A 26,990-nucleotide genomic window follows, 5' to 3' on the forward strand; every position below is an offset into this window, starting at 1 on the left:
AAGGGAAACAGCCCTAACCTACAGCTAAGGTCCCCAAGTCATATCTAAGTGGGAAAGCATGTGGGAATCCCAAAACAACCAGGAGGTTGGCTTAGAAGCAGCCATCCTTTAAAGAAAGCGTAACAGCTCACTGGTCTAAATAAGGGTTCCTGCGGCGAAGATGTAACGGGGCTAAAGATATGCACCGAAGCTTAGGGTTCATAGTTTACTATGAGCGGTAGCGGAGCGTTCCGTAAGTGGATGAAGCCGAAGGGTAACCGACGGTGGACATATCGGAAGTGCGAATGCTGACATGAGTAGCGATAAAAAGGGTGAGATACCCTTTCGCCGAAAGACCAAGGGTTCCTACGCAATGCTAATCAGCGTAGGGTAAGCCGGCCCCTAAGACGAGCCCGAAGGGGGTAGTCGATGGGAACCACGTTAATATTCGTGGGCCTGAAGATGTGTGACGGTTTGTGGAAGTAGTTTGTCCTTATTGGATTGGGCAGGCTGCCAAGCAGATCCAGGAAATAGCCTCTTCATATAGACCGTACCCGAAACCGACACAGGTGGTCAGGTAGAGTATACCAAGGCGCTTGAGAGAAGTATCCTGAAGGAACTCGGCAAATTGCCTCCGTACCTTCGGAAGAAGGAGGCCCTGAATCGAGGCAACTCTTTTCAGGGGGCACAGGCCAGGGGGTAGCGACTGTTTATCAAAAACACAGGACTCTGCTAAGTCGGCTTCAAGACGACGTATAGGGTCTGACGCCTGCCCGGTGCTTGAAGGTTAAGAGGAGGAGTGCAAGCTCCGAATTGAAGCCCAAGTAAACGGCGGCCGTAACTATAACGGTCCTAAGGTAGCGAAATTCCTTGTCGGGTAAGTTCCGACCTGCACGAATGGCGTAACGACTTCCCCACTGTCTCCAGGATATGCTCAGCGAAATTGAATTCTCCGTGAAGATGCGGAGTACCCGCGGTTAGACGGAAAGACCCCGTGCACCTTTACTGCAGCTTTAGAGTGGTATTAGGAAAGAACTGTGTAGAATAGGTGGGAGGCTTTGAAACTTGGGCGCCAGTCCGAGTGGAGCCAACCTGTGAAATACCACCCTGTTGTTTTCTGATATCTAACCTAGATCCGTTATCCGGATCAGGGACCCTCTATGGCGGGTAGTTTGACTGGGGCGGTCGCCTCCTAAAGAGTAACGGAGGCGCGCGATGGTAGGCTCAGGACGGTTGGAAACCGTCTGCGAGAGTGCAATGGCATAAGCCTGCCTGACTGCGAGACTGACGAGTCGAGCAGAGACGAAAGTCGGTCATAGTGATCCGGTGGTCCCTCGTGGAAGGGCCATCGCTCAACGGATAAAAGGTACGCCGGGGATAACAGGCTGATACTGCCCAAGAGCTCATATCGACGGCAGTGTTTGGCACCTCGATGTCGGCTCATCACATCCTGGGGCTGGAGCAGGTCCCAAGGGTTTGGCTGTTCGCCAATTAAAGTGGTACGTGAGCTGGGTTCAGAACGTCGCGAGACAGTTTGGTCCCTATCTGCCGTGGGCGTCGATACTTGATAGGAGTTGCCCCTAGTACGAGAGGACCGGGGTGAACATGCCTCTGGTGTACCAGTCATTCCGCCAGGAGTGCCGCTGGGTAGCTATGCATGGACGGGATAACCGCTGAAAGCATCTAAGCGGGAAGCCTCCCTAGAGATAAGGTATCTTCGAGTCGTAGTAGACCACTACGTTGATAGGCTGGGTGTGGAAGCGCAGTAATGCGTGTAGCTAACCAGTCCTAATAACTCTGATCATGCTTGATGAATCTGCATCATCAACGACAGGCCTGCCAATTTGGCAAGTTTGACCGTTGGTGTCGGAAGACATCCGGCCAGATCTTTGACGCCTAATATACGTATCGCATCGATTAACCCCATATTCGCCTGCTTCATTGCTTGGTGACCTTAGCGTCTGTGACCCACCCGATCCCATCTCGAACTCGGCCGTGAAACCAGACAGCGCCGATGGTACTAACGCTTAAGCGTTGGAAGAGTAGGTCGTTGCCAGGCATTGTAGCCGGCGAATATGCGCGGTAAAAAACCCATTCATAAGTCAAAGGGCTGACCCCACAAGGGCAGCCCTTTTGGCGTCTCTAGGGCCCAGGCCCTGTTGGCGCTGCGCCAAACGAAACCAGAAGTTTCGCAAGGCCAAGGATGCAGTGGCATCCGCCGGCGGCTGACGCTGGCAAACAAGACGGTGACGCGGGATGGAGCAGTCCGGTAGCTCGTCAGGCTCATAACCTGAAGGTCGTTGGTTCAAATCCAACTCCCGCAACCATCGCAAATTTCAACAACCAGACTCAAATCGCGGCCCTTGGGGTGCCCGCTCAGGCGGGGCACATGGCTGCTATGCGAAGTTGCGACCTGTGGGGGCGATACCCCCGGTGGCCGGGGCGGACTGTCGCAGTCTTTGGGTCTAGAATGTGAGCCCCAGCGCCCATCCGCCCAGCAGATAGGTGAACAGCGTGATCAGCATGATCCCGACTATGTTGAGCACCAATCCGCCTCTTGCCATCTGCGCAATCGTCACCCGTCCAGAACTGAATGCGATGGCATTGGGCGGCGTGCCTACGGGCAGCATGAAAGCACATGTCGCGGCGAAAGCAGCGGGGATGAGCAGCGTCATCGGGTCCATACCGATACCTATCGCAACGCCGCCCAGTATCGGGATGAAGGTCGCAGCGGTTGCGGTGTTGCTGGTCACTTCGGTCAGGAACAGCACCAGAGTGACGACGCTCAGTACGATCAGGATTACAGGCAATGCGGCCAATCCGGAGACTTGCTGACCAAACCACGCATCCAGCCCTGTCGATGCGACCGCGCTGGCGAGGCTCAAGCCGCCGCCAAACAGTAGCAACACGCCCCAGGGCAACCCGTCCTCCGCATCTTTCCATTCGAGCACCATTTCGGAGCGGCCTTTGCCCGGGAGGACAAACATGGCGAGCCCGGCTGCGATGGCGATCGCGGTATCATCGAGCTGGCCCAGCCATGGTGCCTGTGCCTCAATCGATGGTATCGAGCTCAGCAGTCCGGGAACGACCCATAGAAAGGCGGCGGAGGCAAACACCAGGGCGACCATTTTTTCTCCCTGACTAAGCGTGCCTAGCTTCGTGATCTCTCCTTTGATCATTTCCTCGCCGCCTGGAATTTCCTCGATATCAAAAGGATAGAGATAGCGGGTCATCAGAAACCAACCGATGAGGATGAACACCGCGGCAGTCGGAACGCCCAGCAGCATCCATTCGAGAAAACCGATATCGCGCCCGAGCTCGTCGGCCGCATAGCCGGCGATGATCGCGTTGGGTGGGCTGCCAAGAAGCGTTCCCAAGCCGCCCATGCTGGCTGACCATGCGATGGCGAGCACCAGACAGGTGCCGAAACGGGCAATGTTGGCATCGAGCGGCTCGTCGCTATGCACCGCCATCTCTCCTGCAACATCAGGATTGCCCGATCGCATCCTGCCGCTGACCAGCGCGAGCACAGAGAAACCGATGGGAAGCATCATCAATGTGGTTGCGGTATTGGACACCCACATCGAGAGGAAGGCGGTGGCGATCATCAGGCCAAGCACAATCCGGCGCGGCGCAACGCCAACGCGTTTGAGGGTCAACAGCGCCACACGGCGGTGAAGGTTCCATTTTTCCATCGCAATCGCGATCAGGAAACCGCCGAGAAACAGAAACACGATCGAACTGGCATAGGGCGCGGTTGTTTCCCCCACCGACCTCTCGGTCAGCGCCGGGATCAGAATGATGGGGAGCAGAGATGTTGCTGCAAGCGGGATTGCTTCGCTGATCCACCAAACCGCCATCAATGTGCCGATAGCTGCCACCCAACGCGCATCAGAGGACAATTCGGGCGATGAGCCCAGAAGAAAGTAAACCAACGCGGCGGCGAGTGGCCCGGCGAGGCGCAGCAACCAAATGGTTCGCGCAGAACGTTCTGATCCGGTGGGGTAATCACCATATTCGCCTTGCTGTGCGATGGGTTCTGACACTCTGTTCCCCTTATTTCGCGTCACGGATGACGGCTTCGATCTGCTCGATAATCTGCGGGTCAATCTGCTCGGGATCGAGCAGCATCGCAATTTCGCCGGGTTGCAGATGGAGGTTGACCCCGGCGGACGCATTCAAGGCTTCTTCAAATGCAATGCCCTGCTGCGCGGATGACTGTATGATCTTCTTGACCAGCGCCTCTGCCTCGGTCCGGGGCATATGTTCGGCGAGGGCAAAGGCCACCCGCTGCGACATGGCATAGCCCGAGGTTCGGTCGATATTGCGCCGCATCGCTTCCGAATCCACTTCCAGCTCGTCGAGCAGGCGCACCAGGTTGCGCGTGGTTGTGACCGATTGGATCGAGATATCTTCGACAATGGGAGACAAGCGCGACGTGTTGTCGCGTTCATAGAAATTGACCATGTCATCGGAAAGAATTTCACCAAGACGTGGAATGGTTCGTCCCGCATGGATCAGGCGCTCTGGTACGATGGGGTTGCGCTTGTGCGGCATGCTGCTGCTGCCCACGACCCCATCAGGCAAGCCTTCGCGCAATTCGCCGATGTCGGTTGACTGGAGCAAAAAGATCTCCTGCCCGATCCGCGCATGCGATTTGGCAATCAGACCCAGAACCATTCCGTATTCGGCGATGACATCGCGCGTGCCGTGCCAATCGGCGGCATATGGTGCGCCGAAGCCCAGTTCGCGGGCAAAGCTCCTTTCAATGGCAATCGCGTGGGGGCCAAGCCCGGAATAATCGCCAACCGCCCCTTTGAGAATGGCCGAGCGGCGCACACGCGCGCGCAAATCGGATAAACGGCCGCGGTGCCGGGCATATTCACCGATCCACGTGCTCACCTTCTTGCCGAAAGTGATTGGCTGCGCATGCTGGCCCAGCGTCCGCCCGATCATCACGCTCGATCGATGCGCGCTCGCCAATTCGGACATTTCGGCAATGGCATCGACCAGACAGGCGTCCAATTGGGCGATGCTCTGATCGATCTGGATGATTGTCGCAGTGTCGTAAATATCGACCGTGGTCGCGCCGAAATGGACATATTGCGAAGCTTCTGGCGACAGGCTGCGGCGCCATACGTTGAGCAAAGCGACCATCCGGTGACGGACGGTGGCGTATTCGGCGCGAAAATCTGCCTCGGTCACCAGATCGACGCGCGCCTGACGCGTGATCTCCTCTGCCGCAGCAGCTGGGATATATCCGTGCTCGGCTTGCGCTCGCGCCATCGCCGCTTCGATATCCATCACCGTTTGCGTCTGCGCTTCATATTCGAACAGCGCCGAAACATTGCGTGTCGAGCAGGCAGCCGATGCCTGAACCGGCATGGCGATGAGAGCCAAAGCAATCGCCGCCGATTGCAATTTGAGCTTGAAATTGTGCAAGCGTCCCTCTCCCAATTTGGCCGCCATAGACGTCAGCTATAGCCGCCCCGCCATTCATTATTGGCGCTTTATGAAGCGCTCTAGCATCCTTTTCGCCAAGGGGTGAAGCGATTGTCTGAGCAGCGATCTGCAATTGTAATTGGTGCCGGCGTGGTCGGAATGGCGACAGCCTATGCGCTGGCCCGTCGCGGGTGGCGCGTCAGGCTGGTCGACCAGGCAATGGGCCCGGCAATGGGCGCATCGCATTCCAACGGAGCGCAGCTCAGCTATTGCTATGCAGACGCGCTTGCTTCGCCCGCGGTTCTGGCCAATTCGCTGTCCATTCTTTTCAAGGATGACGGGCTTAGCATAACGCCAAGCCTGAGCCCGGCCTTCGCCGCGTGGCTGGCCGCCTTTGCGCGCAATTGCACATCCGCGCGGTTCAAGCAGAACACCCTTGCGGCATTGGCGCTGGCGCAGGAATCGCGGGCGGCAATGGATGCTCTGCTGGCCAAGCATCCGATATCGTTCGGCCACCGCAAATCGGGCAAGATGCATCTCTATTTTGCCCCTGCCGCGTTCGAGGATGCCAAGCGAGTGCTGGATTTGAAATCGCGCCATGGATGCGAGCAATCGGTGCTTTCGCCCGATGATATTCCGGCGATCGACCCCGCACTCAAATCTATTGCAGGCAGCCTTGCTGGCGCGATCTATACGCCTTCCGAAGAGGTCGGGGATCCTCACCGTTTCTGCCGCGGCCTTTTGACGGTTTTGAAGACCCATTACGATGTGCAAACAACATTTGGATCGGCGGTCAAATGTCTCGATATAGCTGGCGACACTGCCCGCCTGCACTTGCAAAGCGGAGAGGATTACGAAGCCGGATTGGCGGTTATCTGCGCCGGGCAGGGCAGCAATGCGCTGCTGCGCCCGCTGGGCCTCTCGCTTCCGATCCAACCGATGAAAGGTTACTCGTTTGAAATGCCGCTGACCGAGGGTTCGCCCAAGGTTTCGGTTACCGATACAGCGCGCAGGATCGTCTTTACCAATCTGGGCGACCGGATGCGCGTTGCGGGCTTTGCGGATCTTGGCAATCGCGATCCCGCAGTCGATCCCCTAGTTGCAGCGCGCTTGGTCGCAGCGGCGCGGGCATCTTTGCCCGATGCGGGTGATTATGACCTGGCGGACAAGCATTGGGCCGGGCTGCGCCCGATGACGCCCAATTCGATGCCCATCATGTCACGGCCCAAACGTGCATTGGCGATCAATGCCGGTCACGGCATGTTGGGCTGGACCTTGGCGATGGGCTCTGCCGAATATTGGATACGGTTGATGGACCCGATGCAGATGACTTCGTGAAGCAACGGCGCACCGGGCAGCGCGCCGGTATAATCGCCATCGGCAATCATCGGTACACCGTTCACCAAAAGATGACGCACACCAACCGAGAGTTCGCGCGGTGACTGGTATGTTGCCACAGGGGCGAAGGCGTCGGGATCGAAAATGACGATGTCTGCGGCAAATCCCTTCTTCAGGTACCCCCGGTCGCGCAGGCCGATTATATCGGCGGTTTGGCCGCTGCTCCGGCGGATGAAGCGCGCCATATCCATCGTGCTGCTGTTCACCACCAGATCGCGATAAGCTTTGGGGAAGCTGGCATATTTGCGCGGGTGGCCGTTCGATCCATCGGATCCGGTAACCACCCATTCCTTATGGGCAAATGCGGCGATGTCAGACGGGCTCATGTTGAATGAGGCGACGCGGGCATCGCCCGTCATCAACACATCAATGGCCGCGTCGACCGGCTCGCGGTCAGTGGCCCGCGCGAGCTCTGCTAGCGTTTTGCCCACTTCAACATGGGTATGGCCGAGCAGGCCGGTAATCAGCAATTTGTCTGCGCCGCCGCGCCTTTCCAGACCGCCGAGCATTTCCTGGCGGATTGTCGCGCGGGTTTCTGCACTGTTCAACCGCGCGCGAAGACCGTTCAAGCCACCTTCCAGCGCCCAGCGCGGGACCAGAGCATTGCTGATCCGCGTGCCCGAGGCTTCCCACGGATATTGATCGGCAGTGATCCTGATGCCGCTTGCCTGCGCCTGCTCGATCGCTGCGATCATCTTTGTGCTGTGCCCCCACACAGCCGGGCCCAGCGCTTTGATATGCGAGATATGTACGGGAATATCGGCCGCGCGGCCGATTGAAATGGCTTCGTTCACCGCGCCGGTGACGGTGATATTGTAGGTGCTCTCGTCGCGAAGATGGGTGTCGTAATACCCGTTAAACTCAGCAGCGACTTTTGCGAGCGCGATCACCTCTTCGCTCGAAGCATAGTTTTGCGGGACGTAGTAAAGACCAGCGGATAGGCCCCATGCGCCCTCGCACATTGCCGATCGTGTAATCTGTTTCATCTGCGCAAGTTCGTCTGGCGACGGCGCGCGGTTGGCTTTGCCGAGCACAGCTTCGCGGATCGGTCCCAAGCCGGCAAGATACGCGACATTGGTGCCAATCCCGGCAGAGCGGGCATTTTTCGCCAGCTCGCTAATCTCGGGTTTGCCGTCGCCGTCATTGCCAACGACAACGGTTGTGACGCCCTGGAATGCGAAGGGCAGGTTGGCGCGGCGCGCTTTGTCGCCCGAAGCAAGATCGCTGCCTGCATGAGTGTGCGGATCGATAAAACCGGGGCAACGACGAGCCCGGATGCGTCCAAGATCTGCGCCGGTGCAAAGCGTGATCCGGCATCCGGACCGAGATAGGCAATGCGGTTTCCATCGATGGCAATGTCCACGCGGCGGGCGGGTTCTCCGCTACCATCAAAGACGCTTCCGCCGGTGATCAGCAGGTCAACGACCGGCAGTGGAACATCAGGGGGCGGGGATGTCTGGCAACCGGTCAACAGCAGCGCCGCTGCCGCCAACGAATGCCGCCAGCGGATCATTTGGGATCGGTGGCGAGCAGCGTTTCCATCATTGCAAGCGCCGACTGTTCGCCAATCCGCTTGATCAGTTCGCGGTCAGTCTCGTCACCCAGTTCGAAAGTCACGCCGGGAACGCCATAGGTATCAAACACATAGGCTTTCGAAATCGGGCGGCCTGCCGTGTGCCGTGCATCGCGGGTTACTTCGTAACCAGGCATCCGTTCCTGAAACCGCGCCAGCCAATCGCGGGTAAAAAACGGCGGATCGGTCGGTAGATCGTCAGGGATGGTGTAGAAAATATCGCGCTGCGTCGAATGGAAGTCGATCATCAGGCGCAATTGCCTGTCGGGGTCCTCGGCAATTTCATTGAAAAGCGTTTGCATCAGCTTGGTTTCGGGCTGGGTGAAGGGCCCCCAGTCGCGATTGAGATCAATCTCGCCCGTATTGTGCCGCCAATGCCCGCGGACTACCCCGTCTGGATTGAGCATAGGCACGACCTGCGTTTCAAAGCGGGCGCGATATCGCTTGGCTAGATCGCTGTCGCCGAGCAGTGTTTCGACGAATGGCAGCATTGCCAGCGCGCCGGTAATTTCGGGCGGATGCTGCCGGCCGACAAGCACCACCGTTTCGCGCTGGCCGCCCGAAGGTGCGGCGATAGTCATCGCATGGATTTCGCGCCCTTCGGCAGATTTGCCGAGCAGCCGCCGCTGGGTATCGGGCGAAGCGCTGAGCTTGTCGAGCCATGCATCATAGACCGATGGCGGCAGTATTTCTTGTCCGGCGATAAAGACCGGGGTGGTGCCCAGCTTGACCTTGATGGTGGCGGCGCTGTCATCGCCTTCGCCGTCAATTCGTACCGATTTGGCTGGAAGAAATTCCCAATTGACCCCGTCAGTGCTCATTTTGGGCCAATAGCGATGGCCGCATTTGGTATAGTTGAGGTCAACCGTGACCCGTCCTTTGTGTTCGGGCGTCAGCCGGAATGCATACCATGCGCTGCAATTTATGTCGGTATCGTCTTCGGGCGCGATGGTCAGCGTGAAGCGTTTTGCACCCGCAGCCTCGCATTTTGCATAGGCGCCGGTTGGGAAATTGCCATCGAGCGTTGCAGAACGATTTGCGCAAGTTTCCTGTTGTGCTCCGGCAGGATGCGCCGATGCGCCGCCGCCGGAAGAGATCGCCAGAAACAAGGCGGGTAGGGCGGCGGGAATCAGGAAACGCATATTACCCTACCAATCATTTTCCCAATCGATCAGTTGGTGGGACATTCGGGCGAATGCCCCACCAATTTCGATCAGAAGTCCTTGCGGATGTCGACCGAGAACTGCCGTCCGCGTGCACTGTGCAAGCTACCGTAGAAACCATAGCTTTCATCGGCAATCGGCGGTGCCTTGTCAAAGATATTGTTGATACCGAACCGCAGGCGCAGGCCGTCAAGGGCGGTGTCATTATCAACTGTATAGCTGACCGAAGCGTTCATGGTGAACCAGTCATCGACAGGGAAGAACGCCGCGGTCTGGTCTTGCTGTGCGCTCGGATCGAACACTTTGCCGACATAGCGGCCGAATGCGTTCACGCGCCACGGGCCATTGTCCCATGTAACCGACCCCGAGAAACGCCATTTCGGACGTCCGTCTATCTCGAGCAATTCGCCGAAGCCGAATGGCTGCAGCGCTGCAATATCGCCCACCGACAGTTCAGTGCCGCTAGGATCGGTCCGCGTCAGGCTTTGCAGTAGCGGCGTAAGATCGGTGAACAACGGCTCTGCGTCAGGGCCAGCGGCTTGGTTGAAACCAAGCAGCCGCGCTGCGTTGAGCTGGATATCGAAATCGCCAAAGCCGGTTCCGAATTCATAGAACACGCCAAAGTCCAGACCATCCGAAGTCCGTTGGTCAAGATTGCGATACGGGTTCAGGATTTGCTGGATATCGCCAGCGGGATTGATCCCGGTTCCCTGATACAGCGCAATCTGCCCGGCATCGGGCGCATCGCGGACCACATTGGGGTTGAAGCTTCCTTGTGAACGCAGCACCAGATCGAGCAGCAACGCATTCTGGTTGCCAAAGATACCGATAATACCTTCCTGGTTGACCCGCCAATAGTCGGCGGTCAGCGTAAGGCCCGGAATGAAGCTAGGCGTAATTACAGCGCCAAGGTTGATGCTCTCCGTTTCCTCGGGCTCGAGATTGGCTGCGCCCGACCGGAAGTCGATCGTGCCAACGGTGCCGCAATCTGGAACATCATCCTCGTCGCCGGCAAGAATCTCCGCAACGCATTCAACCGCGCGGATGACCGAGTTGGAACGCGTTGTGCCCGCATCATTGATCTGGATCAGGTTCGGCGCGCGGAACCCTTGCGAATAGGCGCCGCGGAAGAGAACATCGCGTACCGGACGCCACGCCAGTGCAGCACGCGGTACTAGTGCGCTGGTCGAATCCGAGAAGTCTTCGAACCGGCCAGCAAGTTGCAATTCAAGCGAATTAACCAGCGGGATATTCATGTCTTCTGAGACCAGCGGAACGAGCAATTCGGCGAATGCCGAATAGACTTCGCGATCTCCGCTAGTGTCGGGCGATGGGCTGGAACCGAGCACGTCGCTGCCGAATGTATCGCCGTTGACTGCATTGACGAAGGTAATCGTACCGTCGAGACGCGGATCGCGATCATCCTTGAAAGTCTCGCGGCGGAATTCGACACCCATGGCCAGACCTACATCGCCGTCGGGAAGGGTAAGAATGTCCGGCCTGGAGACTTTGAAGTCGGCCAGCGCCAATGTGGTTTCGCCCTTGCGGAAAACATCAATGGTGATGTCGTCGATCACCGATTGCGGATTGGGTGTGCAATCCTGATTTTCGAAAGCAGATTGCGGGAAGCAGCCACCATTGAACGGGTTATAGGCCGTTGCATCGGTGCGGTTGATTGCATCCTGCACAAGCGTGTTGGAAATCCGGTTGAGCGTCAGGTCGTTGGTATTGGCTTGCGAATAGAGGAAGCCGGTATCGAAGTCCCAACCCCACAGATCTCCGCGGAATCCGGCAACGAACCGGTACGTGTCCTTGGTCACGATACCAACGCGCGGACCCGCGTCGATGAAGCGGTAATCCTCCATCAACAGATCGCGTCCGCCGGGCCCGACATTGGGGCCAATGCCGTTATCGGCGCGGTTGGGGTTGGGCGAACCATCGGCAAGCGTCGTCGCGCCAATCGGGTTCCAATAGGCAGTGGCCTCTACCCCCAGAGGAACCGCGCTTAGCATTGTGTTCTGCTCGCGCTCGCGCTGCGACCTGGAGCGGTAATAGGAACCCTCGAGATAGAACTCGACAGCATTGCTTAATTCGTAGCTGAACAGACCCGAGACATTATAGCGGTCTTTCTCGGAGAACAGAAAGCGATCGCCGCTCAAATTGTGGCGTAGGACGCGATCGATTGTGCCGCCATTGTCGGCGCAAACTCCGCCGCCCAGATCGATCACGCGTCCATCGCTGTCTGCTGCGCCGTTGGGGCCGAACAGGCTGCAGGGTTGCAGGTGGAAGTCATCATCGCGCAGCGCAGTTGTGTTTGACGATGTCGCGCTGGAGCCTTGAATATCAAAGGCGCCCCATGGCGAGTTGATCGAACGGTTGTCGAATTGCGTATCGCCTTCGAAATCGGTGCCGACCAGGAAGGGACGAAGATCGCTGCTGGCAGCATAGTCACGCGCGGTCGCGCGAAGGCCGTTCTCGTGGAAATAATAGCCATAGACGGTCAGATTGCCGCGTCCGTCGGCAAAATCGAAACCGTAACCGCCGCGAATGCTGGCGCTATATAGGCTGGTGTCGTCCGATGCGCGCCAATTGCCCTGCAGGAAGCCGCCTGTCCGTCCGCCGCGCTGGATCGTGTTGACCACGCCCGCAACGGCATCGGCACCGTAAATCGGGGATGCACCGTCACGCAGTACTTCGACCCGGCGAATGCTGCCAGGAACGATAGTGTTTGTATCAGGCGATACCACCGGAACGAAAAGTTCGGTCTGGAAACCGGGGTTCAAAACCATCCGGCGGCCGTTGAGCAAGAGCAGCGTGTTGCCGGTGCCAAGCCCGCGAAGGTTGATTGATGCGATATCGCCGCGTGCGCCGTTGACGCCGCCGGTGGTGTTCTGTTCGTTAAACTCGACAGAGCCGGCTTGCGGGATTGCGCGGAACAGCTCGTCGCCTGAAGCCGGGTCAATGGCATCGACGTTCTTTTCGTCGACAACCGTTACCGGAAGAACATCATCGACCTTGGCTCCCTGAATTTGCGAACCGGTGACAACGATAATGTCTTCGGGTTCCTCCTGGGCTTGATCGGTGGCCGGTGGCGCGTCAGTTCCCTGCGCCAATGCCGCACTGCTTGCCAAAGCAAGCGCCGACGTGCCGATAGCCATACCCAGCTTTACGAAACTCTTTTTCATCAATTCCCCCATCCAAACACGGGCGTTGCACCCGTCGAGTTGAAGCAAAACTGTAACGTGATGGGGAAAGAAAACGCAACCGACACGCCTTAGAAAGTCCGACCCGAACCATAGCCTTGCGTTATGGTTCAGCTTTCCGCGGGGTTGATCGGTCCATTGCCAAACAGCGCGTCTAGGGCGTGAATACACTCTTCGATTAGTGCCAATTGCTGATTGTTGCGCAAATACATCGCTTCGAAAGGAAGTTGCATTCCCTCCTCGATTTGCGAAATTTTGAGCCCGTCAGCCGCCGAAGATTGCGCTGTAAACATATCGACGATGGCTAGTCCCACACCGAGTCGCACCAGCGCGGCTGCGACATAGTGGGTGTGTGCGGTAACGATGCCGGTGGGCTCGATGCCATTTTCAATCATCATAGAATTGGCGAGCGCAGCAGCAGGCCCGCTGTCGGTCAGGCCAATAAACTCGCGCTCATGCAGTGCGTTTATGGATATCTGTTCGCCGCTACCCGGCAGATCGCCCGGACGCGACAGGACAACCATGTCGACATTGTTGATATGATGCTGGGCAATCCGGCTGTCTTCCTCATATCCGAAGCCCAGGCAGATATCATGGCGTCGCTCCACCAAAGCGGGCCCGAAATCGTCGGTATGCAGCGTGCTTACATCAAAGCTGAGATGACGATTGAGCGCGCGCATCTGTGCGATAAATTTTGGCACAACCGAAAAGCCGAGCGAAGGCAAAACGCCCAAACGGATATGCCCGCCGGTGCGCCCGCGAATATTGCGTGCGGTCCGGTCAAAAGACGCCATCTTGCTGTAAATGTCGTGCACTTCGACAAACAGCTCATCGGCTGCGGGGGTTGGTCTTAAGCGCCCTTTGATCCTGTCGAACAAGAGGAAGCCCAGCTGGTCTTCGGCATGACGCAAAGTCTTGCTGACCGAAGGCTGCGAGACGTGGAGCACACGCGCGGCACCGCTGATCGATCCTTCGAGATAGACATGGTAGAAAATTTCGATGTGCCGCAATCGCATTGGGGCTGTGTGCATCGCGCGATTGACGCTGGCAAGCCACTCGCGCCGAACATCAGTTGGATTCTCGACATTCGTGGGGGAGGTGACAAGCAGGGGATTGTGGCTTTCGATGCTTGTCGCGCGAAAGGGCGGGCCTATAGTCTCGCCATGTCCAATGCCGATCCCGCGCCGCAACAAAAGCCCGAGGGCCAATGGCGCATTGCGATAGATCGCGGGGGTACCTTTACCGACGTCGTCGCCACCACGCCCGACGGGCGGATTGTTACCGACAAACTGCTTTCCGAAAATCCCGATCATTACGAAGATGCGGCGAGTGAGGCGGTGGCCCGGCTGATGGCAGAGCATGGCGAAGCCGCGATCCGCGAAGTGCGCATCGGCACCACGGTGGCGACCAATGCATTGCTCGAACGCAAGGGAGAGCGCGTTGCACTGGCGATTACCGCCGGATTTGGCGATGCTTTGAGAATCGGCACGCAAGCCCGGCCGGAAATATTCGCCCGGCATATCGTGCTGCCATCGCAATTGGCGCAGGACATTGTCGAGATTAACGAGCGGGTCGGGGTTGATGGGCAAGTGCTTACCGCTCTCGATGAGGACACGGCGCGCAAAGCGCTCGGCAAGATTCGCAAGCAAGGCATTTCCGCGCTGGCCATCGTGCTGATGCACGGCTGGAAATATCCGGAGCATGAGGCGCAGCTGGCGCGCATTGCCCGCGAACTGGGCTTTACCCAGATCAGCGCCAGCCATGAAGTGTCACCGCTGATAAAGCTGGTCCCGCGTGGCGATACGACAGTGGTGGATGCCTATTTGTCGCCGGTGCTTGGCCGTTATGTCGATCGGGTTGCCGCGCGTATGCCGGCGGCGCAGCAGCTTCGCTTCATGCAGTCGAATGGCGGGCTTGCCGAAGCACGCAGTTTTCGCGGGAAAGATGCGATATTGTCCGGTCCCGCAGGCGGGGTGGTCGGTATGGTCGCGGCGTCGCAACCGCTGGGTTACGAGAAGCTGATCGGTTTCGATATGGGCGGGACATCGACCGATGTCGCGCATTATGCTGGCGAATATGAACTGACCGGTGATAGTGTGGTTGCCGGCGTACGCGTTGCCGCGCCGATGATGCAGATTCACACGGTGGCCGCGGGTGGCGGTTCGATCTGCCGTTTTGACGGGACACGATTCCGCGTCGGACCTGAAAGCGCGGGGGCCAATCCGGGGCCTGCCTGTTACCGCAAGGGCGGGCCGCTGACGGTCACGGATTGCAATCTGTTTTTGGGGCGGATCGATCCGGCATTGTTTCCTTCGGTTTTCGGACCGCAAGGCGACGAGCCGCTCGACCCGGCGGCATCGCGCGATCGGCTGGCGGAAGTTGCGGCATCGCTGGAGGGCGACATGCCGCTGGCGGAAATTGCCGAGGGTTTTCTCGCCATCGCGGTCGACAATATGGCCAATGCGATCCGCAAAATCAGCGTGGCGCGCGGCTATGATGTGACGCGATATGCCCTGGCCTGTTTTGGCGGGGCTGGCGGGCAGCATGCCTGCAAAGTGGCCGACGAATTGGGCATCGAGACGGTGCTGGTGCACCCGTTGGCCGGAATGCTCTCTGCCTATGGAATCGGTCTCGCGCCTATCAAAGCAATCAGAGAAACAAGCGTCGTCAAACCTCTCGGGGAACCGATCGAGGCAGAGCTGGGTCAACTGGAAAATGCCGTGATGGCGGTGATGCGCGAACAGGGGCTGGAGGATGCCCAAATTTCTTTGGCACGCCGCGCAAAGTTGCGCTTTGCCGGCAGCGACAGCACGCTGACGCTCGACCTTGCCGATGCCGGCGCGATGGCCGAAGCGTTCCGGATCGAGCATCGCCGCCGCTTCGGCTATTCCGAGGCTGAAGGGCAGATCATCGTCGAAGGGCTTAGCGTAGAAGCGAGCGGGGCCGCAGGCGGATTGGCCAGCGCGGCGTACCAGCCCAAGCAAGCGCGCTTGGCAGCACAGGGTGATTGGCCGGCCTATGATCGCAGCCAGTTGGAGCGTGGGCAGCCGGTAAAGGGGCCTGCTCTGATTATCGATCCGGGATCGACCATTGTCATCGAACCGGGCTGGCAAGCCGCGCTGCAGGACGATTTCAGCCTTGTCGTCACGCGCCATTCGCCGCTTGAACGCCAACGCGCAGAGGGGACCGATGTTGATCCGGTCCGGCTGGAGATCTTCAACAATCTTTTCATGGCGATTGCAGAGGAAATGGGCGTTGTCCTGCAATCCACCGCGACTTCGGTGAATATCAAGGAGCGGCTCGATTTCTCATGCGCGCTGTTCGATGCGGAGGGTTCGCTGATCGCCAATGCGCCGCATATTCCGGTGCATCTGGGAAGCATGGCGGATTCGATACGGCGCGTGTTGGAAGCGCGCGGGAATTGCGAGGGCGGCGCAGCGCGCGATGGTCGCGGCATCCGTCGCGGCGACGCTTACGTACTCAACGATCCTTATCGCGGCGGCACGCATCTGCCCGATGTGACGATCATTGTTCCGGTGTTCTATTCTGACGATAGCGGCGCGCCCGATGCCTTTGTCGCGGCGCGCGGGCACCATGCCGATATTGGCGGGATCGCGCCCGGATCGATGCCGCCCGAAAGCCGCAATATCGATGAAGAAGGCGTGCTGCTCGACAATCTGCTGCTGTTCGATGAAGGGCGCTTTTGCGAAAACGAAATCCGCGCGGCGCTGGCATCGGGCGATTGGCCCGCGCGCAATCCGGATCGCAATATCTCCGATCTTCGCGCACAGATTGCAGCGTGCACGCGCGGTGCGGAATTGCTGGCGGGCGCTTCAGCGGATCAAGGAGCCGATGTGCTCGCTGCCTATATGCGCCATGTGCTTGCCAATGCGGAAGAGTCAGTACGGCGATTGCTCGACCGGCTCGAGGATGGGCACTTCACCTATCCGATGGACAATGGCGCGCGAATCCGTGTCGCAATCCGGATCAATCGCGCAGAGCGATCTGCCGTCTTCGACTTCACCGGCACAAGCGATCAGCAGGACAACAATTTCAACGCCCCGCGCTCGATCACACGCGCCGCCGCGCTCTATGTGGTGCGCACGCTGATTGACGATGCGATACCGATGAATGACGGGTGCCTGCGCCCGATTGAACTGGTCGTTCCCGAAGGATCGATGCTCAATCCGGCCTATCCGGCAGCGGTGGTGGCGGGCAATGTCGAGACCAGTCAGGCGGTGACCGACGCATTGTTCGCGGCGACAGGCAAGCTTGCGCCATCGCAAGGCACGATGAACAATTTCACTTTTGGCAATGACCAGCACCAATATTACGAGACAATCGCGGGAGGATCGGGCGCGGGGCCGGATCACGACGGGACCAGCGCGGTGCAAACGCATATGACAAACAGCCGCCTGACAGATCCCGAAATTCTCGAAACGCGGCTGCCTGTGAGGCTGGATCGCTTCGCCATTCGAAGCGGTTCGGGCGGCAAGGGCGCACATCAGGGTGGTGACGGGGTGGAGCGGCGGGTGACGTTCCTTGAACCAATGCGCGCCAATATGCTGGCCAACCGGCGCGCAATTGCACCGCGCGGAATAGCAGGTGGCGGTGATGCGCTGGCCGGCGCGAATTGGGTTGAGCGCGCTGATGGCTCGCGCGAGGACCTTTCGGCTACGGCATCCGCTGAAATGCAGCCGGGCGATACATTTGTAATTCTAACGCCCGGCGGCGGCGGTTTTGGACAGGTTCAGGGGGAACCGAAATGAGCGAATATTGGCCATTGGCCGGCATATTGATCGTTGTGGTGGGCTTCGCGCTGCGCTTCAACCCGCTGCTTGTGGTGGTGGTTGCGGCGATTGCGACCGGGCTGCTCGGCGGGCTCGATTTTGTCGCGGTGATCGAGGCGCTTGGCAAGGCGTTTAACGACAATCGCTACATAAGCGTTACGTGGATTATTCTGCCGGTGATCGGCCTGCTGGAGCGGTACGGTCTGCAGCAACGTGCCCGCGGGCTGATCGAAGGCATGCGTGGGGCGACGATGGGCAAGCTGCTGGTGGTCTATCTCGGCTTCCGGCAATTAACCGCAGCTATCGGCATGAAGGACATTGGCGGCCACCCGCAAGCGGTGCGCCCGCTGGTCGCGCCGATGGCCGAAGCCGCGGCGGAAAAATCGCATGGTGATCTACCCGATGCCGAGCGCGAGAAGGTCAAAGCCATGTCGGCAGCGACAGACAATGTCGGGCTGTTCTTCGGCGAGGATATTTTCTTCGCCATCGCGTCGATCCTGCTGATCCAGGGCGTGTTTGAAAGCGCGGGCTATCCGCTCACGCCTTTGCAATTGTCGGTTTGGGCGATCCCGACAGCGATCTGTGCGTTCTTTATCCATGGGGGCCGCATACTCGCATTTGATCGCAGGCTGGCGAATATTCCTCCCCCGCCGGGGGAGGGGGACCATCCGCAGGATGGTGGAGGGGCACCGTCAGCGTTTACCTTAGGTGGTAGAGAGTCTGATAGTTTGAACGTGCCTCTCCACCCCGCCGCTGACGCGTCGCGGTCCCCCTCTCCCAAAGGAGAGGAATGATGATCACTTATGAATGGCTCTATATCCTCGCAGGCCTGTTCTTCCTCGCTTGGTCGCTGCTGAGTATTCTCGACAGATCGAACACCAAACGCTGGGGCAATGCAGCGTTTTGGGGACTGCTTTCGGGTAGTTTCCTGTTCGGCAGTCACCTGAGCGATTTTGGCAACGGGATATTGGTTCTTGCCATGGTCGCGATTGCCGGCGTGGGCGGATTGGGGCGAAGCAATCCTGACACGACATCATTGGAGGATCGCCTCAATTTCTCCAATTTGCTGGGCAACAAGTTGTTCGTCCCCGCGCTGATTGTACCGGTAACCGCCCTCGCCGGGACGCTGCTCTATAATTACACGCCGTTTGGAGAGACCGGCCTGTTCGAAGAGCGTCGAGAGACGCTGATCCTGTTCGGCATTGGCGTACTTTTTGCGCTGGCCGCAGCGATGGTTTGGCTTAAACCACCCGCATTGGCGGCAGCCGAAGAAGGGCGGCGTTTGCTCGATTCAATCGGCTGGGCGGCGATCCTTCCGCAAATGCTCGCGGCTCTCGGAGCGGTGTTCGCTCTGGCCGGTGTGGGCGATATAATCGGCGGCATCGCGGGATCGGTGATCCCGGAAGGCAGCGTGCTCCTCACCGTCATAGTCTTCGCGCTCGGTATGGCGCTTTTCACGATGATCATGGGCAATGCCTTTGCCGCCTTCCCGGTGATGGCGGCGGCGATTGGCATTCCGCTTTTGGTCGAAGGATATGGAGGCGATCCGGCAGTGATCGGTGCGGTCGGGATGCTCGCCGGTTTCTGCGGCACGTTGATGACGCCGATGGCGGCGAATTTTAACATCGTGCCCGCTGCGCTGCTGGAGCTCAAAGACCAGAACGGAGTGATCCGCCAGCAGATCGGCACCGCGATCCCGTTATGGGTGTGCAATGTGATCATCATCTATGTCGGGGCGTTCCTGCTATGGAACTGACCCGGGACATTGCGCGCAATTTTGCGCGGATCGCGCTGGGTCATGTGGCGCAGGAGTACCCGCACAAGCTCGATCATGTGATGTCGGATGATGCCGATGTGTTGCCTCCGCGTGTGCTGCATCCGTGTTTCTTCGGCAGTTTTGATTGGCACAGCTGCGTGCATGGCTGGTGGACACTGCTTACCTTACGGCGTCTCTATCCGGACATGCCCGAAGCGGCGCAGATTGCAGAACTGGCCGAAAGCACGTTCACCGAAGAAAAGCTCGCCGCAGAGCTGCGATATCTCGATCGTCCGGGCTCGGCGGGATTTGAGCGCCCCTATGGTTGGGGCTGGTTGCTCTATCTGCATTTGGAAGCAGTGCGGCATGCGGATCAGCCATGGGGTGAACGGCTCGAACCGCTGGCACGCGCATTTGCCGCACGGTTCAAACACTATCTTTCTATCCTCACTTACCCGATCCGGACCGGTACCCATTTCAACAGCGCCTTTGCACTGACGCTGGCAATGGAATGGGCGGACGCGTTTGATGCGAACCTTGCGGGCACTATGCGCGAGGCCGCCAAGCGATGGTTCGGAGAAGATCGCGGGTGTAAGGCGTGGGAGCCGGGCGGCGATGAATTTCTCTCACCTGCTCTCAGCGTGGCGATGCTGATGCAAAAGTCACTCCCGCCGGAAGAATTCGCAAACTGGTTCGATGCTTTCTTGCCAGATTTGGCTGACAGCAGGCCCGCGACATTGTTCACCCCGGCGACGGTGAGCGACCGCAGCGACGGCAAAGTCGCGCATCTGGATGGGCTCAATCTCAGCCGCGCATGGGCCTGGCGCGAAGTCGGGCAAGCGACGCCGGAGCATAGCCAACTGGCCGAGCGTTTGGCCCATACACATCTCGACGCCGCAATGCCGCATGTCGCAGGCGATTATGCCGGTGAACACTGGTTGGCGAGCTTTGCCTTGTTGGCGTTGCTCGCCCCCCAGTCCTTAGGGCTTCACTCCCACCAATAGGGCAGGCGTTTCGCGTTGCCGGTTTCGACCTCGTTCATCGTTGTCGCATCGTACAGCCTGCCGCCGAGCATGACTTTCTCGATATCGTCGCTGTGCTGGATATCGGCAGTGGGATCGGCAGACAGCACAATCAGATCGGCCAGCTTGCCCGCCTCGATACTGCCAATGTCCCGATCCATTCCCAGCGATTGCGCTGGTATAATAGTGCCCGCGCGCAGCGCTTCGGTCGGGGTCATTCCGCCGCGTACAAAGCTCCACAATTCCCAATGCGCGGCAATACCGGCCTGCTGGCCATGCGCGCCGATGGAAACCTTGACGCCGGCATCGGCGAGCTTCTTTGCCTCGCGCGCATTGTCGTCATCAACGAATGCCCATTCGGGTGCGAGAGTGCGCCGCGCATTGTCTGCCAGAAGGCGCTTGGGCGGGGTGTGAACCAGCAGCGGGTTTTTCCAAACGTCCTGCGCTTGCCGCCAATAGGGATCGCCGCCCAGTCCGCCATAGGTGACGGTGAGTGTCGGGGTGTAATTGGTCTGGCTCTGGCTGAAGACCTGCACGACATCATCATAGAAAATGTCGAGCGGGACATTGTGCTCAACGGTTGAATTGCCGTCTGCGACCAGATTCATATCCATGCCGAACAGCGAACCGCCTTCGGCCACAACCAGCATATTTTCCGCCGCTGCGGCACGCGCGACCTGTTGGCGCTGTTCGCGGCGCGGCTGGTTGTAGTTTTTGACCGAGATACCGCCTTGTGCCTTGATCCGCCTCACATGGCCGAGCGCATCTTCATAATCGTTGATCTCGGCATAAACACTGGGTGATTTCGCGCCGTAAATGATCTCTCCGGTAGAGAAAATGCGCGGGGCGAGCAGCGTTCCCGCCTGCTGGCGTTCCGACGCGGCAAATATCTGGCTGGCAGATGAAGAGGGATCGTGGATCGTGGTCGTCCCCATGGCCAGATTTTGCACCAGCGCCCAGTTTTGTTGCGGTACCAGATCGCCGGTTCCCTGCGCACCATGCGCGTGGGCATCGACCAGGCCGGGCATGATGATCTTGCCGCTCATATCAATCTGCTTGGCCCCGGCAGGGATCGCCAGTTTGACATCCGGACCGCCAACAGCGGTGATCCGGTCGCCTTCAATCACGATGGTGCCGCCTTCGATCCTGCCCGCGCCTTCGCCGGTCATGGTCAGCAGCGTCGCGCCGGTCAGCACAACAGCGCCGCTCGGCTTGGCTGCATTACGCGTCATCGACAGCGAAATTCCGCTTTGGGGCGGGCTATAGGCATTGTCGCCTTGCGCCGGAACCTTCGGGAACATTGCGCTGATCGCTGCGGAATAGAGCGTGGGCCCCATGCTCCAATTGAGCGTCCCGCCATTGTTCGACCAGCCCATATAATCCGCGCCGCCGCTGCTGGCTTTGGCAACCGGAAGCGCATTGGCGCCCGCGCTGACCGAAACCATCTGCCCGCCGGGCATCAGCGGCATTGCGAAAGCTTCGTAATTTTCGCGGAATGCGAGGAATTTCCCGTCGGGAGAGACGGTGAATGCATTGACCATTTCGCCTTGCGCATGGACGCGCTGTGCTTCGCCGTTGAGATCGGTCGAAACCAGTTGCAGGCCGCTACCGCTTCCGCCGGTCATAAACAGCCGGTCCGATGCCTCGCCGAATTGGGGCGATCCTTTGCCCTGCGCAACCAGAGCAGGCGCGCCGCCGCTCGCCGAAACGCGATAGACGCCGGTATTTTCTGACCATTCGGGAGAGGTCAGGTATCCGCCGCTGCGTTTCTCGAACACGATGGTTCTGCCATCGGGAGAAAAGACCGGGTTGCCATAATGGCCCGGTTGGCTGGTGACAGCGGTTTCGCCGCTGCCATTTGAACCCACGGTAACAATCGAGCCCAGTCCCTGATCGGTCCAGCGGACGAACACGATCTTGCGTCCGTCGCGCGACCAGCTCGGGAAGGCTTCGATGGCATCGCCGCCGCCCGATGTCAGGCGGCGCGGGCCGCCGCCGCTTGTCGATTTGATGTAGAGTTTGCCCAGCGTTTCAAACACCACTTGCCGGCCATCGGGGGATACGCTGGCGAATTTGGGGATGCTGGTGGTGAAACTATCTGGTGCGACTTCTATTACAGGATGCGGCGCATCGGCCACTCCGCGCGTGTCGGAAATGCTGAAGGGGATGACGCTGGCGCCTGATCCATCGGCATTTACCCGGCGAATTTTTCCGCCCGCCCAGAAGATGATGGAGCGTGAATCGGGTGTCCAATCCATGTTCGGATAGACGCCGGTAACCGCCCAGGTTTCCTGCACATCCTTGTCCAGATCATCATAGATTTTGGTTTCGCGGCCCGATGCGATGTCTTTTACAAACAGCCGCGATTGGTCCTGCTCGCGCCGGACAAAGGCGATCTTCGTTCCATCCGGAGAAGGGGCAGGGCGGACCGCGCCGCCATAACCCGATACGGCGGTCGAAATCTCTCCGGTGGTGAGATCATACCGCTCGATATCGAAAATGCCCGCGTTGGAATCCTGGGCGTAAATGAAGGTTCCGCCCGGCGTCGTGTTGCGGGTGTAGTAAATTGCTTTGCCATCGGGCGAATAGGTCGGCTCGCCCAATTCTTTCTGGTGGCTTTCATTGGGCCGTTTGACCAGTTTGACCCCGCCGCCACCCGATACGTGGTAAAGCCAGATTTCGCCGGTTCCCAGCGAACGGCCCGTTGTGAAATGCTTCTTCGCCGCGATGAAACGGCCATCGGGGCTCCATGTCGGCTGGTTTGTCAGGCGGAAGCTTTCCTTGGTGACTTGCCTCGCATTGCCGCCCGCCGCATCCATAACCCAGATATTGTCGCCGCCGCCGCGATCGGAAGTGAATGCGATTTGCGAGCCGTCGGGGGACCATCGCGGTTGCACTTCCCATGCAAGCCCCTCTGCGATCCGGGTGGGGGTGCCGCCACTGATCGGCATCGTGTAAATGTCCCCCAGCAGCGAGAACGCGATCCTGCCGCCATCGGGGCTGACATCGACATCCATCCAGCTGCCTTCATCGACATTGATCGGGACCTGCTTGATCGTCGCGCCTTCGGGCGCGTTAACGTCCCAGCCTTTCTTGCCGGTTTCAGCAGCTTCACCGGCAAGCTCTTCTTCGGGAGCCTCTGCTGCGTCTTGCGCGTAGGCTGAGGTGGCGAAAAGCAGACCGGCAAGGACTGATGCCACGCCGGTGACTTTGCCGAATGACTTGGCAGTTTTCATAATTGGCTCCCCTAAAATGCTGAGCAGGTTTTAGGGGCGGGAAGGCGGCGCGTCCATGCTGTGCGTCTGGCCGATTTGACCGCTTGTAGAGTAGCTATCCGGCGCGCACGTGCCTCAGGAAATCACCAACTTGGGTGCGCAGCGTTGCGGCCTGATCTTCAAGCGCAGTTGCCGATGTCAGCACTTGCGATGCAGCGGCCCCGGTCGCCAGCGCGGTTTCGCGAACCCCGACAATGCTGGATGATACTTCGTCGCTGCTGCGCGCGGCGAGATCGATGCTGCGCGCCAGATCCTGCCCGGCGACCGATTGCTGATCCACCGCCGATGCAATCGAAACCGCAGTGGATTCAAGCTCTTGGATCTGGCCGCCGATTGTGCGCAAAGCGGAAACGCTGTTGCTGGTGGAGCTCTGCATGGCGCGAATTTGCTCGGCCACTTCCTCTGTCGCGCGGCTTGTCTGCGCGGCCAGTTCTTTGACTTCGGACGCGACAACCGCAAATCCGCGGCCTGCCTCGCCACCGCGCGCTGCTTCGATAGAGGCATTGAGCGCGAGGAGATTGGTGCGTTTGGCGATAGAGTGGATCAGTTCCACAATATTGCCGACCTGCTGGGCTGAATCGGAAAGGGCCGAAATCGTGGCATCGGCTTCTTCGGCAGAATCCGATGCCTTGCGCGCCAGTTCGGCCGAAGATGCGGCCTGGCGGCTAATTTCGCCAATCGACATGGCGAACTCGTCGCTCGCTGCCGCTGCTGCGGTCACGCCCGACGATGCTTCGCCCATCGATCGCACAACAATCGAACTTTGCGCAGTGGACTGGTCTGCCGCTGCTGCCATCGAACCGGCGGTTGATTTCAATTGCGAGGATGCCGTGGCGACGCCGCCGACAATATCGCCAACCGACATTTCGAAACGATCTGCGAGATCCCTCAGCAGCTTCGCCTGCTGCTCGCGTTGCTCTGCCTTTTCCTGTTCACGTTCCCGGCGTTGCTCCTGCTTGGCCTGTTCGCGCTCTTCGCGTTCGGCTGCGGTTTTCTTGAGGATGCCGTTTGCGCGTTTGAATACGTCCATCGCGCGAACCATCTCGCCTATTTCGTCTCCGCGATCTGCACCGTGGAGTTCGAACTGGTCATCGCTTTGCGCGAGCTTGGTCATCGATCCCGTGATGTTGGTGATCTGGGTGATCAGATCGCTGAGGAAGTAACGCATGCTGAAAAACAGGATCACACCTGCAATCGCCGCGAGGACCAGCACCACTACTACCAGATTCATGAAATACGCCATGCCCGTAGTTTCCAGGCCTGTGACTTCGTTGTTCAGCTGTGTCTGCAAGCTATCGACTTGCCGGTAGAATTCGTCACCGATCGCTTTCAATTCCGTCGCATTTTCCCGCGCTTCGGGGCCGTCGCTGTCGCGTGCGACGCTAGCCATGGTCCGGTCGAAAGCTTTGTCATAGTCGGCAAGCTGGGTGTCCAGCGCATTGGCGGCTGGTATGAATTCGGGATTGGTGCCGGAGACCTTTGTCTTGATAGTCGCGATGCTGTTCTTTGCATCCGCCATATTTTGCGACAATTGGTCGATTGACGATGCGCCGAATGACACGGTGTGAACCGCCGCCACATAGCGAATTTCGCCAATCTGGCTGCGCAAATTGGCAGCTTCGATGGTTGCGTCATTGAGCGCTTCGGTCTGCTGGTAGCGGTAATAGACGTCGATCATTCCCACGCCGAGCACAGCTACTGTGATGGTGAGAACGACCAGAAAAGTCCCGAATACAGCCCTGAGCTTGCGCGGGATGGACTGGTCCTGGAACCAATCGCGCAGGCGCAAAAACGGGTTTTCGCGTTGGCGTTTGCCCGTTTCAATGGCTTGAGTGGGATGTGTTGCCACAGCGCTCATGACACTTTCCTTTGGATTGAAATTGCAGCCGCTTTCTTGAGCGGGTCCGGCGCGGCCAGGTGCCGCGTCACGTCTTCGGCCGGCATCGCTTTGAAATAAAGCCAGCCCTGTATTTGGTCACACCCGGCGGAACGGACGAGATCGGCCTGGGCCTCGGTCTCGACACCTTCCGCAGTCACGTCCATTTTGAGCGCCTGGGCCATCGAAATGCTCGACAGCATCATCGCCCGCATCGACTCGTCTTCAGCGGAATCGACCACCAACGACCTGTCCAGTTTGAGCTTTTCAAAGCGGAACTGTCGGAGAAAACCGATAGAGGCGTAACCGGTGCCAAAATCATCCAGCGCGATGTTGACGCCGAACCCGCGGATCAGATCAAGGCTTCGTTCGGCAATAACCGGATCGAGAACCAGGCAGGTCTCGGTAATCTCTAGCTCGAGCAAAGTCGGCTCGAATCCCGTTTCTTCAAGAATTTGCCCCAGCTGGATCGGAAATTCCGGATTGCGCAACTGGGCGGCGGAAATGTTGACTGACAGTTTTATCCCGTCCCAGGCTATTGCATCGCTGCAAGCCTGACGGAGGACAAAAAGCCCGATCGCGTTGATCAGGCCCGATTCCTCGGCCACCGGAATAAAAGTCGTGGGTGAGATTTGCTTTCCGTCGGGGCGTTCCCACCGGATCAGCGATTCAACCGCGACAATCTCGCGCGACTTGGCATCAACCAGCGGCTGGTATCTTACGACAAACTCGCCTTCTTGCAGCGCGCGGCGAAGCTCTTCATCCATGTCACGGATGGCTTCGATATTGCGGTCAAATTCGCCTTTGAACCAGGTGCAGCGCATTTTTCCGCCGCGCTTGGAAACATACATCGCGACATCGGCGCGGCGCAGAAGTTCTGATGCGCCCAGACCATCTTTTCCGTCTGTTTCGGACAAGCCAACGCTGGCGCCAATGGCAATCCGGCGTTCGTCAATGGCGATGGGCTGTCCAAACCGACCCAGCAACTTGCGGCAAATCCCCTCAAGGATGGTCCCGGCCAAAGGTCCGGCCATGTAGATTGCAAACTCGTCTCCGCCGAGGCGGAAGCATTTGGCTTCCTTGCCGCACACTTCGCGCAATGTTTCCGAAATGCTTTTGATCAGCGCATCACCAACGGCGTGGCCATACAGATCGTTGACCATTTTGAACCCGTCGAGATCTATCAGCGCCACAGCCAGCGCGGTCTTGTTCTCTTTGAGCTTGCGAATTTCCGCCTGCAGTGCGCGCCGATTGGGCAAAGTGCTCAAACTGTCGGTCAGCCCCAGCTTTTCCAGCTGTGAAACGATATTCACACCGAACCAGCCGAGCAGCGCGGCAACGACCAGATAGCTGAGCAATCCGGCGACGATCAGGGTAGGTGATGTTGTTGTGCCGCTGGCCGCGATCACCGCCATGACCGCAACAAATATGGCGGTCAGGCCCGCAAGCGGTGCCACCACCAGCATGCGCGGCGCAGAGCCAAATTTTCGCCACGAAACTTGCATCAATACCC

14 protein-coding genes, 1 tRNA gene, 2 rRNA genes and 1 pseudogene (1 of these 18 running past the window's edge) are annotated in these 26,990 nt (G+C 58.8%); 8 read left to right on the forward strand and 10 right to left on the reverse strand.

The features are described 5' to 3' along the window. A 23S ribosomal RNA gene (locus GRI41_RS00775) occupies positions 1-1,791 on the forward strand (it extends 1,000 nt beyond the left edge of the window). On the opposite strand, the gene GRI41_RS00780 is transcribed toward GRI41_RS00775, so the two are convergent. After that, positions 1,781-1,921 (reverse strand): hypothetical protein, encoded by a 141-nt coding sequence (locus tag GRI41_RS00780; RefSeq protein WP_160602761.1) that lies wholly within the window; start codon positions 1,919-1,921, stop codon positions 1,781-1,783. The two genes, GRI41_RS00775 and GRI41_RS00780, sit on opposite strands and share 11 nt — an antisense overlap. 2 nt (positions 1,922-1,923) lie before the next feature. On the opposite strand from GRI41_RS00780, the gene rrf reads away from it, so the two are divergent. Continuing rightward, positions 1,924-2,038: ribosomal RNA gene (gene rrf, locus GRI41_RS00785) — 5S ribosomal RNA — on the forward strand. A 191-nt stretch (positions 2,039-2,229) separates the two neighbouring features. Further along, positions 2,230-2,306, forward strand: a tRNA-Met gene (locus GRI41_RS00790). Positions 2,307-2,444: 138 nt separating this feature from the next. On the opposite strand, the gene GRI41_RS00795 is transcribed toward GRI41_RS00790, so the two are convergent. Continuing rightward, positions 2,445-4,025: an SLC13 family permease gene (locus tag GRI41_RS00795; protein ID WP_202388781.1), complete on the reverse strand. Its 1,581-nt coding sequence runs from the start codon at positions 4,023-4,025 to the stop codon at positions 2,445-2,447. A 10-nt stretch (positions 4,026-4,035) separates the two neighbouring features. Next, positions 4,036-5,448, reverse strand: a complete 1,413-nt coding sequence (locus tag GRI41_RS00800) for a lyase family protein (protein WP_160602763.1) — start codon at positions 5,446-5,448, stop codon at positions 4,036-4,038. 84 nt (positions 5,449-5,532) lie between these two features. Between GRI41_RS00800 and GRI41_RS00805 the strand changes: the two genes are divergently transcribed. Beyond that, positions 5,533-6,759, forward strand: coding sequence for an FAD-dependent oxidoreductase (locus GRI41_RS00805; protein WP_160602764.1), 1,227 nt, complete (start codon positions 5,533-5,535; stop codon positions 6,757-6,759). Here the strand turns inward: GRI41_RS00805 and GRI41_RS00810 are convergent. The 4 genes from GRI41_RS00810 to GRI41_RS00825 all read right to left on the reverse strand — a co-directional run bounded on the left by GRI41_RS00810 (position 6,675) and on the right by GRI41_RS00825 (position 13,774). Continuing rightward, positions 6,675-8,129: an N-acyl-D-amino-acid deacylase family protein gene (locus tag GRI41_RS00810; RefSeq protein ID WP_160604553.1), complete on the reverse strand. Its 1,455-nt coding sequence runs from the start codon at positions 8,127-8,129 to the stop codon at positions 6,675-6,677. The two genes, GRI41_RS00805 and GRI41_RS00810, sit on opposite strands and share 85 nt — an antisense overlap. A gap of 199 nt (positions 8,130-8,328) precedes the next feature. Continuing rightward, positions 8,329-9,534, reverse strand: coding sequence for a M14 family metallopeptidase (locus tag GRI41_RS00815; protein ID WP_160602765.1), 1,206 nt, complete (start codon positions 9,532-9,534; stop codon positions 8,329-8,331). 71 nt (positions 9,535-9,605) lie between these two features. Next, positions 9,606-12,740, reverse strand: coding sequence for a TonB-dependent receptor domain-containing protein (locus GRI41_RS00820; RefSeq protein WP_160602766.1), 3,135 nt, complete (start codon positions 12,738-12,740; stop codon positions 9,606-9,608). Positions 12,741-12,868: 128 nt separating this feature from the next. After that, complete coding sequence (locus GRI41_RS00825; RefSeq protein ID WP_160602767.1) at positions 12,869-13,774, reverse strand: LysR family transcriptional regulator; 906 nt, start codon at positions 13,772-13,774, stop codon at positions 12,869-12,871. A gap of 147 nt (positions 13,775-13,921) precedes the next feature. Between GRI41_RS00825 and GRI41_RS00830 the strand changes: the two genes are divergently transcribed. From GRI41_RS00830 to GRI41_RS00845, 4 genes and pseudogenes are all read left to right on the forward strand, one after another. Beyond that, positions 13,922-17,527 (forward strand): hydantoinase B/oxoprolinase family protein, encoded by a 3,606-nt coding sequence (locus GRI41_RS00830; RefSeq protein WP_160604554.1) that lies wholly within the window; start codon positions 13,922-13,924, stop codon positions 17,525-17,527. Continuing rightward, a pseudogene (locus GRI41_RS00835) lies at positions 17,524-18,189 on the forward strand (DUF969 domain-containing protein); the annotation flags it as partial. The gene GRI41_RS00830 and the pseudogene GRI41_RS00835, both read left to right, overlap by 4 nt. Before the next feature lie 152 nt (positions 18,190-18,341). Next, complete coding sequence (locus GRI41_RS00840; protein WP_160604555.1) at positions 18,342-19,304, forward strand: DUF979 domain-containing protein; 963 nt, start codon at positions 18,342-18,344, stop codon at positions 19,302-19,304. Continuing rightward, positions 19,295-20,308: a DUF2891 domain-containing protein gene (locus tag GRI41_RS00845; protein WP_160602769.1), complete on the forward strand. Its 1,014-nt coding sequence runs from the start codon at positions 19,295-19,297 to the stop codon at positions 20,306-20,308. The genes GRI41_RS00840 and GRI41_RS00845 overlap by 10 nt, the downstream gene beginning before the upstream one ends. Here GRI41_RS00845 and GRI41_RS00850 read toward each other — a convergent pair. From GRI41_RS00850 to GRI41_RS00860, 3 genes are all read right to left on the reverse strand, one after another. Then, on the reverse strand, positions 20,293-23,562 hold the full coding sequence (locus GRI41_RS00850) for an amidohydrolase family protein (RefSeq protein ID WP_160602770.1): 3,270 nt from the start codon (positions 23,560-23,562) through the stop codon (positions 20,293-20,295). The two genes, GRI41_RS00845 and GRI41_RS00850, sit on opposite strands and share 16 nt — an antisense overlap. A 94-nt stretch (positions 23,563-23,656) precedes the next feature. Beyond that, the gene (locus GRI41_RS00855) at positions 23,657-25,459 is read right to left on the reverse strand and encodes a methyl-accepting chemotaxis protein (protein ID WP_235901012.1); all 1,803 of its coding nucleotides are present in this window, start codon (positions 25,457-25,459) and stop codon (positions 23,657-23,659) included. After that, positions 25,456-26,982: a putative bifunctional diguanylate cyclase/phosphodiesterase gene (locus GRI41_RS00860; RefSeq protein WP_235901013.1), complete on the reverse strand. Its 1,527-nt coding sequence runs from the start codon at positions 26,980-26,982 to the stop codon at positions 25,456-25,458. The genes GRI41_RS00855 and GRI41_RS00860 overlap by 4 nt, the downstream gene beginning before the upstream one ends. Between the last annotated feature and the right edge of the window lie 8 nt (positions 26,983-26,990).

Source organism: Pontixanthobacter aquaemixtae, from assembly GCF_009827395.1.
GTDB classification, from domain to species: Bacteria; Pseudomonadota; Alphaproteobacteria; order Sphingomonadales; family Sphingomonadaceae; genus Pontixanthobacter; species Pontixanthobacter aquaemixtae.

Bases quoted from the DNA above. Each gene is read 5' to 3' on its own strand.
- GRI41_RS00780 (WP_160602761.1), bottom strand. From the start codon at position 1,921: ATGAAGCAGGCGAATATGGGGTTAATCGATGCGATACGTATATTAGGC.
- GRI41_RS00800 (WP_160602763.1), bottom strand. From the start codon at position 5,448: ATGGCGGCCAAATTGGGAGAGGGACGCTTGCACAATTTCAAGCTCAAA.
- GRI41_RS00815 (WP_160602765.1), bottom strand. From the start codon at position 9,534: ATGCGTTTCCTGATTCCCGCCGCCCTACCCGCCTTGTTTCTGGCGATC.
- GRI41_RS00820 (WP_160602766.1), bottom strand. From the start codon at position 12,740: ATGAAAAAGAGTTTCGTAAAGCTGGGTATGGCTATCGGCACGTCGGCG.
- GRI41_RS00825 (WP_160602767.1), bottom strand. From the start codon at position 13,774: ATGCGATTGCGGCACATCGAAATTTTCTACCATGTCTATCTCGAAGGA.
- GRI41_RS00830 (WP_160604554.1), top strand. From the start codon at position 13,922: ATGTCCAATGCCGATCCCGCGCCGCAACAAAAGCCCGAGGGCCAATGG.
- GRI41_RS00840 (WP_160604555.1), top strand. From the start codon at position 18,342: ATGATCACTTATGAATGGCTCTATATCCTCGCAGGCCTGTTCTTCCTC.
- GRI41_RS00845 (WP_160602769.1), top strand. From the start codon at position 19,295: ATGGAACTGACCCGGGACATTGCGCGCAATTTTGCGCGGATCGCGCTG.
- GRI41_RS00850 (WP_160602770.1), bottom strand. From the start codon at position 23,562: ATGAAAACTGCCAAGTCATTCGGCAAAGTCACCGGCGTGGCATCAGTC.
- GRI41_RS00855 (WP_235901012.1), bottom strand. From the start codon at position 25,459: ATGAGCGCTGTGGCAACACATCCCACTCAAGCCATTGAAACGGGCAAA.
- GRI41_RS00860 (WP_235901013.1), bottom strand. From the start codon at position 26,982: ATGCAAGTTTCGTGGCGAAAATTTGGCTCTGCGCCGCGCATGCTGGTG.